The sequence below is a fragment of the Streptomyces gelaticus genome (assembly GCF_014649535.1).
Taxonomy (GTDB): Bacteria; Actinomycetota; Actinomycetes; order Streptomycetales; family Streptomycetaceae; genus Streptomyces; species Streptomyces gelaticus.
The window spans coordinates 31544-44940 of sequence record NZ_BMTF01000026.1; the positions used below are offsets into that span (position 1 = coordinate 31544).

The 13397-nt window shown below is 72.1% G+C and carries 10 protein-coding genes; 5 read left to right on the plus strand and 5 right to left on the minus strand.

Going from position 1 to position 13397, the window contains the following annotated elements; translation table 11 throughout:
* Window positions 1-49 precede the first annotated feature (49 nt).
* Window positions 50-1339: a hypothetical protein gene (locus tag IE107_RS28590; protein ID WP_444545022.1), complete on the minus strand. Its 1290-nt coding sequence runs from the start codon at window positions 1337-1339 to the stop codon at window positions 50-52.
* A 422-nt stretch (window positions 1340-1761) separates the two neighbouring features.
* Window positions 1762-3144 carry an NsdA family TPR-like regulatory protein gene (locus IE107_RS28595; protein ID WP_189547239.1) on the minus strand — a complete coding sequence of 461 codons (1383 nt, stop codon included), beginning with the start codon at window positions 3142-3144 and terminating at the stop codon, window positions 1762-1764.
* 305 nt (window positions 3145-3449) lie between these two features.
* Between IE107_RS28595 and IE107_RS28600 the strand changes: the two genes are divergently transcribed.
* The 3 genes from IE107_RS28600 to IE107_RS28610 are packed head-to-tail and all read left to right on the plus strand — an operon-like array spanning window position 3450 to window position 6681.
* Window positions 3450-4157: a bifunctional DNA primase/polymerase gene (locus IE107_RS28600; protein WP_189547297.1), complete on the plus strand. Its 708-nt coding sequence runs from the start codon at window positions 3450-3452 to the stop codon at window positions 4155-4157.
* A 53-nt stretch (window positions 4158-4210) separates the two neighbouring features.
* Window positions 4211-5038, plus strand: coding sequence for an ABC transporter ATP-binding protein (locus tag IE107_RS28605; RefSeq protein WP_229867301.1), 828 nt, complete (start codon window positions 4211-4213; stop codon window positions 5036-5038).
* A complete protein-coding gene (locus IE107_RS28610; protein ID WP_189547240.1) occupies window positions 5035-6681 on the plus strand; it encodes a transporter in 1647 nt (548 codons plus the stop codon). The genes IE107_RS28605 and IE107_RS28610 overlap by 4 nt, the downstream gene beginning before the upstream one ends.
* A 75-nt stretch (window positions 6682-6756) precedes the next feature.
* Here the strand turns inward: IE107_RS28610 and IE107_RS28615 are convergent, their stop codons facing one another.
* A complete protein-coding gene (locus IE107_RS28615) occupies window positions 6757-7650 on the minus strand; it encodes an alpha/beta fold hydrolase (protein WP_189547299.1) in 894 nt (297 codons plus the stop codon).
* A 637-nt stretch (window positions 7651-8287) separates the two neighbouring features.
* Window positions 8288-8980, minus strand: coding sequence for an iron-dependent transcriptional repressor DtxR (locus tag IE107_RS28620; RefSeq protein WP_189547241.1), 693 nt, complete (start codon window positions 8978-8980; stop codon window positions 8288-8290).
* A gap of 217 nt (window positions 8981-9197) precedes the next feature.
* Here IE107_RS28620 and IE107_RS28625 point away from each other — a divergent pair, with 217 nt between their 5' ends.
* Window positions 9198-9953: an SIS domain-containing protein gene (locus IE107_RS28625; RefSeq protein ID WP_189547242.1), complete on the plus strand. Its 756-nt coding sequence runs from the start codon at window positions 9198-9200 to the stop codon at window positions 9951-9953.
* Window positions 9954-9987: 34 nt separating this feature from the next.
* Here the strand turns inward: IE107_RS28625 and IE107_RS28630 are convergent, their stop codons facing one another.
* Complete coding sequence (locus tag IE107_RS28630; RefSeq protein WP_189547243.1) at window positions 9988-11346, minus strand: PAS domain-containing protein; 1359 nt, start codon at window positions 11344-11346, stop codon at window positions 9988-9990.
* A gap of 578 nt (window positions 11347-11924) precedes the next feature.
* Between IE107_RS28630 and iscB the strand changes: the two genes are divergently transcribed.
* On the plus strand, window positions 11925-13298 hold the full coding sequence (gene iscB / locus IE107_RS28635) for an RNA-guided endonuclease IscB (protein WP_268246622.1): 1374 nt from the start codon (window positions 11925-11927) through the stop codon (window positions 13296-13298).
* Window positions 13299-13397: the final 99 nt, after the last annotated feature.

A 13397-nucleotide genomic window follows, 5' to 3' on the forward strand; every position in this document is an offset into this window, starting at 1 on the left:
GGGCGCGGGGCGGCGGACCCGTTCCGGGCTCCCCCGCCCCGCCCGGCTGTCACAGCTCGGTGGCCGCCCGACGGGTCAGCCCGTACTTCGAGGCGATCGAGTTCCACAGCCCCGACGCCTGCTCCTTCGCCTTGCTGGCCTCGCCGCTCTGCACGGTGGCCTGCTGCGTCTCGGAGGTCGTGCGCGCCTTCCCGTGCTTGCACACCTTCTTGCCGTGCTTGGCCTGCGCGGCCCAGGCGGCGTAGTGCTCGTCGGCGGCGGCGGAGGCCTGCCAGGCCTTGGTGAGGGAGGAGGTGAGCTGCGCGTGGTTCGGCAGCTTGTCGACGGACAGCCCTTCGAGCCGGGTCACCAGATCGCGGCGCTGCTGGGCGGCGCCCTTCAGATCGGTCACGGCCTGGTCCAGATCCGTGCAGCTCTTGGTCTTCTCCACGGCCCCGATCACCGCGGCACGGCTGTTGTTGCTGTCCGCGAGCAGCTTGTCGAGCGCCTCGGCCTGCGTCTTCACCGGATCGGGCGCGGCCTTGGCCGAGGTTTCCTCGGTGGGTGAACTCGCCGCGGCCACCGGCTGCTTGTCGTCCTTGCCCTTGTCGTCGCCGCCGCTCATCAGCGCACCCGCGCCGAGACCGACGACGGCGCAGCCGACCACGACCGCCCCGATGAGCGTGACGTGCGCCCGCTTCTTGCGCGGCCGCTGCGGCTCCTCGTCCACGGGCCGGTACGGAGGCTGGGCGGACTGCGGGGGCTGCTGGGCCCCCTGGTACCGGGGCCCGGGGTCGAGATGGGGCATCTGCTGGGTGGCGCCCGCCGGCTCGTCGCTGCGGAACAGGTTGTCGAACTCGGCGGGCGGCTGCCGGTCCCCCGGGGCGCCGGGCCGGATGCCGTACGGGGCGCCGCCCGGGACCGGCGGAATGTACTGGGTCGCCTCGGCGTCGCCGCCCTGACCGGGCTGCTGCTGGTAGGCCTGCCCCGGCTGCTGCTGCGGCACCGGGCCGCCGCCGAGGAACCGGGGCGACTCCGCGGGGTTCTCCGGCGGCAGCCCGCCCGGCGCGGGACCGCCGGCCACCGGCGCGATGTACTGCGTGGCCTCCGCCTCCCCGCCCGCGCCCGCCCCGGGCACGGCCTCGGGCGGCAACGGCTGCGCGAAGGACTGCGGGGGCTGCTGAGTATGCGGAGGCTGCGGTTGCTGCTGCGGCAGGTGGGGCTGCGGAGGCTGGTGAGGTTGGTAGGACTGCTGCGGCAGGTGGGGCTGCTGAGGCTGCGCCGGCGGCAGCGGCTGGGCCTGCGGCATCTGCGCGTGCTGCGGGGCGGGCGGCTGCCCGTACCCCTGCCCCGGCTGCATCTGGCCGTACTGTCCCTGCCCGTACGCTCCCGGCCCCTGGTCGGAGGCCTGGGGCAGCGGCTGGGACTGATGCGAGGCGTCCGGGTGCGCCGTCTGCGGCCCCCAGGGCTGCCCCCACGGCTGGCCGCCCGCCGGGGCGGCCTGATCCGCGGGCCCCCCCGGTATCCAGGGCTCGCCGCCACCCGCGGGCAGCACGACACCTTCGTGCGCGGGCCGTACAGCAGGGAGCTGCTGCTCGTCACCCTGTCCGCTCTGCGTCACCGGGACTCCTACGTGTAAACCTACGGAATCGTCGGCTCACGCTATCGGGTGGTTGCCGCCGTTCGCCAAGCGCGTGCTGTCACTCACCAGCCCTTCACACGCGCTGTAACGCTCGGCGCTCTCCAGACGCAGTTAAGGGGCGGCTTCGCGCGTACCCCCGGTCAGGCGGCCTGGAGCTCCAGCCGCGCGCCGAACTCGCGCACCGCCGCCTCGTCCCCGTACGGGAGCAGCCGCTGCTGGAGGTCGTCCAGATACTCCGCGCCCCGGCTGGAGCGCACCGATCCCAGCAGCTCCATCGCCTGCGTGCCCGTGTGGCAGGCCTGCTCCACCTCGCGCATCTGGACCTGGGCCGTGGCCAGGAGCACCAGGCCGATGCCGCGGCGGCGAGCCCGGGACTCCGGGTGGCCGGCCAGGGACTCCTTCGCCCGGCGCGCGGCGGCCTCCGCCTGCCCGAGGTCGCGGTGGCAGTGCGCCAGCTCGTCCGCGAGATAGGCGTGGTCGAAGTGGGCGATCCAGTCCGGGTCGTCGCCGGTGCCGGGTTCGGCCTGCTCCATGGCCGTCAGCGCGCGGCCCGCCACCGCCTGGCAGGTGCGGGCGTCACCGAGCAGGGCGTGGCCGCGGGCCTCCGCCGCGCAGAACATCGCCTCCGCCCTCGGGGTGACCTGCCCGCGCGCACCCTCCTGGGCGGCGCGGGCCAACTGGGCGATCTCCCGGGGATTGCCGAGCTGCGCGGCGAGATGGCTCATCGAGGCGGCCAGTACGTATCCGCCGTACGCCCGGTCGTCCGCCGCTTGGGCCAGGCGCAGCGCCTGGATGTAGTAGCGCTGGGCGAGCCCGGGCTGGCCGGTGTCGACCGCCATGTACCCGGCGAGTTCGGTGAGCCGCGCGACCGCCCCGAACAACCGCCGGCCGACCGATTCGCGGTACGCCCCGGAGAGCAGTCCGGAGACCACGCTGTTCAGGTAGTGCACCAGGACCGGCCGCACATGTCCGCTGCCGAAGCGGTGGTCGAGGTCGACCAGCGCGGCCGTCATCGCCCGCACCGCCTCCACGTCCGACATCCCGACCCGGGCCCCGGCGGCCCGCGCCACTTGCGGGTCGGCGCCGGTGATCAGCCAGTCGCGGCTGGGTTCGACGAGTGCGGAGGACGCCACCGCCGAGCCGGACGGGAAGTCGCGGCGGCCGACATCGCTGCGCCACAGCTCGCAGACCTGCTCGATCGCGCCGATCACGGTCGGAGCGAACTGCAGGCCGACGCCGGATGCCAGATTCTTGCCGTTGGCCATCCCGATCTCGTCGATCGTGACCGTACGGCCGAGCTTGCGGCCGAGTGCCTCGGCGATGATTCCCGGTGCCCTGCCGCGGGGTTGCTGTCCGCGCAGCCAACGGGCCACGGACGTCTTGTCATAGCGCAGGTCGAGCCCGCGTTCCGCGCCGACCATGTTGACGCGGCGGGCGAGGCCGGCGTTGGAGCATCCGGCTTCCTGGATGAGTGCCTGGAGCCGTTCGTTCGGCTGGCGTGCGACGAGAGGCCTGGCTGCCATGTTTCCCCCTGAGGCCGCAGTGGTCATTGAGCCGATCACTGCCCGGCGATTACGCGGAAAATGCACAGATTCATCGTGTTCGTCACGTGCGTCGTGTTCCTTGTCATTCCTGTCGGCATATGACAGAGGCCGACCATTCCGGACCCGCACATCGGCCGCCCGGCGGTTGCCCGTATAGGGCTACCCGCCCCGCCGGGCACCGCCTCACGCGCGCCCCCGCCCATGCATCCATGCGCCCCACGTGCCGGATCGGTGCACCGCGTACGCACCCGTCGCTCCCGTAACCCCGAGCGTTGGCCGTAGTTGTGCTCTGCGTGGAAGAGCCCATCGGAGTCGAAGAGCCCGTCGCAGTCGCCGAGGCCGCGGAGGTCCCCCGGCCGCGGGGCGAGCAACTGCTGGACGCAGCGGTGCGGTACGCGGAGGAGCGGCACTGGGACGTGTGCCCGGGCACCTGGCTGGAGGTGGTGGACGGTGCCGAGCGGTGCTCCTGCGGCGACACCGGCTGCGACGCTCCCGGTGCCCATCCCGCCGGGCCGGACTGGGCTGGCCGGGCGACCGGCAGCGGTGCCGCGGCCCGCCGGATGTGGTCGAGGCACCCGAAGGCGTCGATCCTGCTCCCCACCGGGCGCGCCTTCGACGCCATCGACGTACCGGAGTCGGCGGGATTCCTGGCGCTGGCCCGGATGGAGCGGATGGACCTGCGTCCGGGGCCCGTCACCCGCAGCCCCGACCGGCGGATGTTCTTCTTCGTGCTGCCGGGTGCGGCGGCCAAGTCGGACGGGCTGGTACGGAAGTTGGGCTGGCGGGCCGCCGCCGTCGATCTGGTCGCACGCGGCGACGGCCGGTACGTGACCGGTCCGCCGACCCGCGTCGGCGGGCGCGGAGCGGTGCAGTGGGCCCGCCGCCCGACCCCCGCCAACCGGTGGCTGCCGGACGCGGAGGAGCTCATCGGTCCGCTCGCCTACGCCTGCGCCAGGGCAGCCGCCGACGCACGTGCCCGCCCCTCGGCATAGCACCCTTTCGTAGGGTGGTCCCGAAAAACGGGGACATCGAAAGGCAGTGCATCATGCAGGACCGGGCAGAGACCGACAGAGCGGCGCGGGCGGGTGAGGCGGGCCGACCGGCCACGCCGCCGGCCGTGCGCGTACAGGGGCTGTGGAAGCGGTTCGGGCAGCAGACCGCGGTGGCCGGGATCGATCTGGAGCTGCCCGCGGGCAAGTTCATCGGTCTGGTCGGGCCCAACGGCGCCGGCAAGACCACCACGTTGTCGATGGTCACCGGGCTGCTCCGCCCGGACCAGGGGACCGTCGAGGTCGCCGGCCACGACGTGTGGCGCGACCCGGTCGAGGTGAAGAGCCGGATCGGCGTGCTCCCGGAGGGGTTGCGGCTCTTCGAGCGCCTCTCGGGGCGCGAACTCCTCGCGTACACCGGCAGATTGCGCGGGCTGCCGGGCGCCGAGGTCGACAAACGGGCCACCCAGCTCCTGGACGTGCTCGATCTGGCGGGCGCCCAGCACAAGCTGGTCGTCGACTACTCGACCGGCATGCGGAAGAAGATCGGGCTGGCGGCCGCACTGCTGCACAACCCCGAAGTGCTGTTCCTGGACGAGCCGTTCGAGGGCGTCGACCCGGTCTCGGCGCAGACCATCCGCGAAGTCCTGGAGCGGTACACCCGCTCGGGAGCGACGGTCGTCTTCTCCAGCCATGTGATGGAGCTCGTCGAGTCCCTCTGCGACTGGGTGGCCGTCATGGCGGCCGGCTCGATCCGGGCCCAGGGCACCCTCGACCAGGTGCGCGGCGAGGCGTCCTCGTTGCAGAACGCCTTCCTCGAACTCGTCGGCGCGGGCTCCCGCACCGGCGGCGACTCCCTGGACTGGCTGGGCGGCAAGCGATGAGCGTGCTCGACGCCCCGGTGGGGGCGGCGCCCGGACCGGCCGGCACCGGCGAGGGACTCGTCGGCGTCTTCGTACGGCTCAAGCTGACCCTGTTGCGCAACGGGCTGCGGCAGTCGGCCGGCCGGAGGGCCGCGTACATCACCTCCGTCGTCTTCGCCCTGCTGATCGCCGCGAGCCAGCTGCTCGGGCTGATCCTGATGCGTGGAAACGCCCATGCCGGTGCGCTCGTCGTCCTGCTGACCGGGGTGCTGGCGGTCGGCTGGACCGTGATGCCGCTGTTCTTCCCCAGCGGTGACGAGACCCTCGACCCGAGCCGTCTGGTGATGCTGCCGCTGCGGCCGCGCCCGCTGATCGCCGCGCTGCTGGCGGCGTCACTGGTCGGGATCGGCCCGCTGTTCACGCTCTGCCTGGCGGCCGGCTCGGTGGTCGCGGTGGCGCACGGGGCAGCCGGTGCGGTGTTCGCCGTGGTGGCCGCGCCGCTCACACTGCTGCTGTGCGTGGCGCTGACACGTGCCGTGGCCACGGCCAACACCCGGCTGCTGACCTCCCGCAAGGGCCGTGATCTCGCGGTGCTCAGCGGGCTCGTGATCGCGGTGGGCCTCCAGGTCGTCAACTTCGGTGCGCAGCGGATCGGCCAGGCGGGCGGGCTGGCCGCGCTCGAACCGGCCGCGGACGTGGTGCGCTGGCTGCCGCCCGCCTCGGCGGTCGGGGCGGTGGACTCGGCGTCCCGGGGGGCGTACGGCCAGGCCCTCGTACAACTGCTGCTGTCCGTCGCGGCGCTGGTCGCGCTGCTGTGGCTGTGGCAGCGCAGCCTGGTGAAGCTGATGACCGCCCCGGACGGTTCGACCCTGGCCGCCGCCGGGCCGGGCCGCGAGAAGGCCGGCAAGGACGGCTCCAGGCTTTCCGCGCTGCTGCCCCAGGGGCGCACGGGACCGGTGATGGAGCGCAGTCTGCGGTACATCGCACGCGACCCGAAGACCAAGGCCGCCTGGGTCACGGCGCTGGCGATCGGGCTGATCGTGCCCGTCCTCAACGCGCTCCAGGGCACCGGCTCGATCTACTTCGCCTGCTTCGCCGCCTGGATGCTCGGCATCCAGATGTACAACCAGTTCGGGCAGGACACCTCCGCGTTCTGGATGGTGGCGCTGACGATCTCCTCGCCCCGTGACGCCTACCTGGAACTGCGGGCGCGGGCCCTGGCGCTGCTGCTGATCACGCTGCCCTACACGGCCCTGGTGACGGTGGTGACCGCCGGGGTGCTCGGTGACTGGGGCGATCTGCCGGAGGCCATGGGGCTGTCGTTCGCCCTGCTGGGCGGGATGCTGGCGACGGGCGCAATGGCGTCGGCGCACTTCCCGTACTCGATCCCGCAGGACGGGGCGTTCAAGAACGTGGCACCGGGGCAGGCCGGGCTCGCCTGGATCTCGATCTTCGGCGGCATGGTCTCGGCGGGGCTGCTCTGCGCACCCGTGATCGCGGTGACGATCTGGCTGCACCTCGCCGATCTGGAGCAGTGGCTGTGGCTGCTGCTGCCCGTGGGAGCGGCGTACGGGGCGCTGATCTCCTGGGCGGGGCTGCGGCTCGCCGCGCCCCGCACGGCGGACCGGCTCCCGGAGATCCTGACGGCGGTCAGCAAGGGCTGAGGGCCTGCGCGGCGGTCCGGGGCCGGGCAGGCCCCGGACCGCCGACGGCCCCGTCCGCGTCCTTCTTCCGCTCCGTCACGACGGGACGGGCTCGCGCTCGTTCCGGTGGTCCTCGGCGAACTGCTCCAGGAAGGGCTCGACCGCCGCGCGCCAGCCCTCGGGCTGGTCGTAGTGGACGAGATGGCCGGCGTCGGCCACCTCCGCGTACTGCCCGCGCGGCAGCACGCGGACCATCTCCTGGGCCTCCGCCCGGCCCAGCTCGCCGTCGAGGCCGCGGAGGACCAGGGTGGGGCAACGGACCTGTGCCAGCTCCTCCCAGTGCGCGTCGAACACCCACGTCGCGCGGGACTGGAGCATCTGGCGGCGGGAGAAGACGGGGCGCCAGCCGTCGGCCCGCTCGGCCATCACCTCGGCGAAGAACTCGCCGCGGGCGGGGTTGGGCCGCTCCACCCGGGGGTCGTCCTCGCCGAACCACTTCCGTACGTCGGAGAGCGTCGCGAACGGCACCGGCCAGGTCTTGAACCAGTCCTCCCACTCGCGCTGCGAGGCCGCGCCGAGCGCGGAGGCCCGCATGTCGCAGATGACCAGGGCCCGGACCAGATCGGGGCGCTTCGCGGCGAGCTGCCAGGCCGTCAGTGCTCCCATCGAATGGCCGACGAGGGTGACGGGGGCGAGGCCCAGCTGCTCGATCGCCGCCTCGGCGTCGGCGACGTACGCGTCACGGGTGTACGGGCCTTCGGCCGGTTTGTCGCTGCGGCCGTGGCCTCGCTGGTCGAGGCCGACGGCGCGGTGACGCTCGGCGAGCCAGCGGGCGGTGGAGGCCCAGTGCGCGGCCCGGCCCATCAGTCCGTGGAGCAGTAAGACCCCGGGGGCGCGCTCGCCCTCCGCGCGCGCCTTGGGCGGGTCGGCGAACTCCCAGGCCGCGAGGCGTACGCCGCCGGTCCCGGTCACATCGATGCGCCGCACCATATGTCCTGGCACCCCCTTCTGGTCCTCGATCACCGCTTGATCCGCTGCTCGATCACCGCGTGGTCGCATCAGTCAGACTATCGAACCTGTATTCGAAAAGTGGCTTCTGCCACTCAACACCGCTCGTTCGAGTGACCGCCCCCAAGGATTGACCGCGGCGGCGGAGGGGAGACCTTCTCCGGGAGGCGGGCCACTCGGGGATGAGGGCCCGTGGGGACCGACCTCGAGAGCTCGGGGCTCCAGGTCGGAACAGGGGAGGACAGGCCCCGGCGCCGCACGGCGCCGGGGCCCTCTGTCTTCCGGGAAGCCGCCCGCGCCGGTACGCGACGACGGGGCGGGCGGCATCGGTTTCACGGGTGGAGGGAGCGATTCACGGACGGCCGGGACCGTGGCAGCCGCATTCCGATCGACGCGCCGGACATGCCGGACGCGCCAGTACGACGGGCGCATTCACCTGCTCCCTCCCCGACCGCGCGGCCAGGCGGCCGACACTCTCAGGTATGCCTCAGCCACAGCCTGGCACGCGATCCGTCCGGGCGCTGCGGTTCCGAACGGAAAAAAAGGGAAAGCGGACGTCACACGCGAACACCGCGGCAGCGGTGGTCGGCCGAGCGGTGGTACGCGGAAGGCGAGGCGCTCAGCGTTTGCCCACGAACACGTGCGAGGCGACCTCGGCGCCCAGCTCCGCCGCCTCGCCGCTGCTGCCGACCAGCACGCCGCCGGGCGACTGGGTCACGCTGACCACGGAGCCGGGCTGCACCCCCGCACGCCGCAGCGTGTACATCAGCTGGGCGTCCGTCTGGATCGGCTCACCGATCCGGCGCACGACCACCGTCTTGCCCTCGGCGCCCGGGTCGAGCTCCGACAGGCTCACCATGCCCTCGTCGAGGAAGGGATCGGCCTCGGCCTTCTCTCCCAGCTCCTCCAGGCCCGGGATCGGATTCCCGTACGGCGACTCCGTCGGATGGCGCAGCAGCTCCAGCACCCGCCGCTCCACGGCCTCGCTCATCACATGCTCCCAGCGGCACGCCTCGGCGTGGACCTGCTCCCACTCCAGGCCGATCACATCGACGAGCAGGCACTCGGCCAGCCGGTGCTTGCGCATCACACGCGTCGCCAGGCGGCGCCCCTCGTCGGTCAGCTCCAGATGCCGGTCGCCCGCGACCTGCACCAAGCCGTCACGCTCCATGCGCGCCACCGTCTGGCTGACCGTCGGACCGCTCTGGTCCAGCCGTTCCGCAATCCGGGCGCGCATGGGGACCACGCCTTCCTCTTCGAGTTCGAGGATGGTGCGGAGATACATCTCCGTGGTGTCGATCAGTCCGGACATTCGTGCCCCTCGATGCTGTGACAGGAAAACGTCGTAAGCGCTGCGCGCTGGCCCTGACCCAATTCTGACGCATACCACCGACAACCGTGCCGCGCCGGCCGAACACCGTGCAGCGGAGCCGCAGGGGCGGTATTGACAGGTCACTGGTCCAGACCGCAACGTGATCCGCGGCACGGACACCCCTGAGTACCTCCTTCCGCCGGAAAGGGCCTCCTCGATGAGCGACAGCAAGCTGGCCGGTCAGTTCTTCGACGCAGCGATCGGCCTGCTGGAGCGGGTACGCGACGAGGAGTCCGGCAACATCGCGGCCGCCGGTGCCGCGATCGCCGACACCGTCGCGGCGGGCGGCCGGCTCTTCGCCTTCGGCGCCGGTCACTCCTCGCTCGCCGCGCAGGACGTCGTGTACCGGGCGGGCGGCCTCGCCCTGATGAACCTGCTGACCGTACCGGGGACGGTCGGCGTCGACGTCATGCCCGCGACCCTCGGCTCCGCGCTGGAACGGGTCGACGGGCTGGCCGGCGCCGTGCTGGACTCCAGCCCCGCCGGGGCCGGCGACGTCCTCGTGATCATCTCGCTCTCCGGGCGCAACGCGCTCCCGGTGGAGATGGCGCAGAACGCCCGGGCGCTCGGCCTGAAGGTCATCGGCGTGACGTCGGTGGCGTACGCGGAAGGCACCCGCTCCCGGCACTCCTCGGGCGGCTTCCTGCGGGACCACTGCGACATCGTGCTCGACAGCAAGATCGCCATCGGTGACGCGGAGCTGACCCTCGACGGGATCGAGGCCCCGTTCGCCCCCGCGTCGACGGTGGTCACCAGCGCCCTGATGCAGGCGATGATGGCCGCCGCTGCGGAGCAGCTCGTGGAGCGGGGCGTGGAGCCGCCGCTGCTGCGGTCGGGGAACGTCGACGGCGGCCACGAGTGGAACGGGCGCGTGATGACGGAGTACCAGGACCGGATCTTCTACCGGCAGTGAAGTGGTGACGGGCGACGGCCCGAAAAACGCACCGTCACCTCGTCGGCGCCAGCACCTGCGCCAGGTCCACCGCTGCGGCCACCCGCACCGCCACACTCTCCGCGTACGCCGCGTCGGGGCGCTCGAAGGCCGTGCGGTGGGCCGAGCGCAGGAAGGTCACCACGCCCAGCGTGCGCCCCCTGCTCCGCAGCACCACGCACAGCGCGTGCACACAGTCGCCCGGCCACTGCCGCTCCGCCGCCCACACCCCGGCCCCGGGCCCGGCCCCCGCACTGGCCCGCACCGACCCCGTCCGGTCCATCGCCTGGAGCGCGGGGTGCCCCGCCACGTACCGCAGCGGAATGGAGCCGCCCGCCACCGGCAGGCACGGCCCCGGCTCGCCGGACGGTGTCGCCGCCACCCGCACCAGCCGCTCCCCCGCCACCAGGTCGACCAGCGCATGGTCCGCGAAACCCGCGAGCGCGTAGTCCAGATAGGACGTCGCCGCCTCCATCGGGTCCTCGCACTCGGACGCCGACCGCGAGGCCCGGTGCAGCTGGTTCGACCGGAACCTCATCCGGTCCGCCTCCTGCGCCGCCAGCTTCTCGGCCGTCACGTCCTGGAACAGCCAGCCGACCCCCAGCGGGACCCGCTCCTCGGCGAGCGGCGACGTCAGCCGCAGAAAACCACTGCGCCAGCAGCGCCGCCGCTTCCCCTCAGCCGTCCGCAGCGTCACCCACAGCTCGACGGGCGCCGGTGGTGCGCCCTCGGCGAGCACATGCTGCAACGCGCCCTCCAGATCCTCGACGCCCTGCACGATCAGCTCCCCCAGCGGGCGCCCCAGCAGTGTCGTACGGCCTCCGCCCAGCGCCCGCGCCGCGTACGCGTTCACGACCGTCGGCCGCAGATCCGCGTCGACCAGCACCACACCCCAGGACGCGTCCTCGAACAGCGCCCCGCTCAGCGCGATCGACCGCTCCAGACCGATCTGCGTGTGCACCTCGCTGAACGCGCAGTACACCCCGGCCGGTCTGCCGTCCGCGCCCCGGACCCCGGCCGACTGGGTCCGCACCAGCACCCGCCCGCCGTCCTTGCGCAGCAGCGCGAACTCAAGGACCCGGCGGCCCGGCCCGTCCATGGCCGCCATCAGCCGCCCCTGCACCTCCCCCGCGTCCGCCGGCCGCACCGCCCACCCGTCGAACCCGGGCCGCCCCACGGCCTCCTCGGCGGACCAGCCCAGAATCCGCTCGGCCTCGCGGTTCCAGTGGGTGATCGTGCCGTTCGCGTCGAACGCGCAGAGCGCGGCGTCCATCCCGTCGAGCAGCGCGGCGAGCAACTCGGCCCCGGGCCCCGCCTTCGGGCCCTCGTCGGGTCCGAGCGCCTCGGTCGTTCCACTGCTCTTGGACGCACTCATCCCGTACCCCCCCGCAGGACGCATCCGGCATTTCCGCACGTCAGACCATTGAACTCGAAGGTGACTCAGCACACACCGACTTCCCGGAAATCGGCTCCCCTCCCCGTGCAAGAACCTGCCGACTAACACATCGAACGATCGCGCATTCGATCTCCGCCGAAAGATCACACATCTGTGCGGTGACACCGGCGCGTCGAACAACTCCGACGCAGACACGGCTAGCGTCCCTGACCAACACGCGAAAGGAGATCACTCGCTCCCGCTCCCTCCCCGCGAGGCGAGCCGAGTGAACAGCCCCAGTCATCGCCATCACCGATCAAAGGCAGGTGCCCTTGATGACTACGTTTCCCGCAGGCGAGCAGACCCACCGAGCTGTGCTTCCTCAGCAGCCCGCACTGGAATCCGCGAGAGCAGACACCCCTGGGAGCAGGGACGAAACGGCTCACGGACATCCCGCCCCCGCGCGGGACACCGGCAGGGAACATGGGCGAGGGGAGACCGACGGACGCGGCACCGGACACCGTCGGCGTCACGCCGAAAAGGCAGCGAACAGGGACGGTGACGTCCCTCCACAGCACATCACCCACCACGGCGGAACAGGCTCGGGCAGGGTCTTCGTCCTCGCAAAAGGCGGCGAACCACTCATGCCCTGCCACCCCGCCCGCGCACGGCAACTACTCACCAACGGCCGCGCCGTCGTCGCGCGGCACACTCCCTTCACCATCCGCCTCAAGGACCGCACGGACGCCGACTCCCAGGTCGACGGCGTACAACTGCGCATCGATCCCGGTTCGAAAGGAACCGGAATCGCGATCACCGAAACGAAACAGGAATCCACCCCGGACGGAGCAGCCACGACCGTACGGCGCGGGCTCATGTCGATCGAACTGCGACACCGCGGCTGGCAGATCCACCGCGCCATGCGGCAACGAGCCGGATACCGCCGCAGACGGCGCTCGGCGAACCGCCGCTACCGCGCCCGCAGATCACACAACCGCACCCGCCCGAAAGGCTGGCTGCCGCCCTCGGTGCAACATCGGGTCGACACCACACTGGCGACCGCACACCGTCTCTCCCAGTACGCACCGATCTCCGAGATCCACATCGAGCAGGTCGCCTTCGACACCCACGCCATGAGCGCGGGCTGCGACCTCACCACCGCCGAGTACCGCAGCGGCACTCTCGCGGGAACCGAGATCCGCGAATACCTGCTCGCCACGTGGGGACGCACCTGCGCCTACTGCGGAGCCTCCGGCGTGCCCCTGAACATCGACCACATCCGGCCCCGCAGCCGCGGCGGCTCCAACCGCGTCTCCAACCTCACCCTCGCCTGCATCAGCTGCAACCAGGCCAAAGGCTCCACCCACGTCGAAGAATTCCTGGCCCACCACCCCGCCCGCCTCGCGGCCATCCGCGCACAGATCAAGTCACCGCTCCGCGACGCCGCCGTCATGAACGCGACCAGACAGCTGCTCACAGACGCCCTCGCCGGCCTCGGGAAACCGGTGCTGACCTGGTCGGGAGGTCGTACGAAGTGGAACCGCACCGCCATGGGTCTGCCGAAGACCCACACGCTCGACGCCCTCTGCGTCGGACAGCTCAACCACGAGGCGGGCAACAGGATTGTCCGCGTGCCCCAGCAGGTCCAGGTGATCACGGCGACAGGGCGCGGAAGCTACGCCCGTACCACTCCCGACCGGTACGGATTCCCCCGGCTCACCCGTGCGCGCAGGAAGCGGCACCACGGCTTCGCCACCGGCGACCTCGTCCACGCCTCCGTGCCCAGGGGCAACTGGGCGGGGACCTGGACCGGACGCGTCTCCGTGCGCGCCTCCGGAAAGCACAGCCTGGGCACCCCCATGGGCCGCTTCACGGTGTCCCACGTGCACCTGCGGCTGCTGCAGCGGGCCGACGGGTACGCGTACAGCTGCCGGCAGGAGGCCGCCGAATAAATGGGTTGTGGCGTCCCCCGCCCCTTCCTAGGCTGCTTCCAGCGAACGGAAAGGAGGTGTTCCAGAAGTGATTTCTTCTCGGACTCGTGAGGTGGCTGC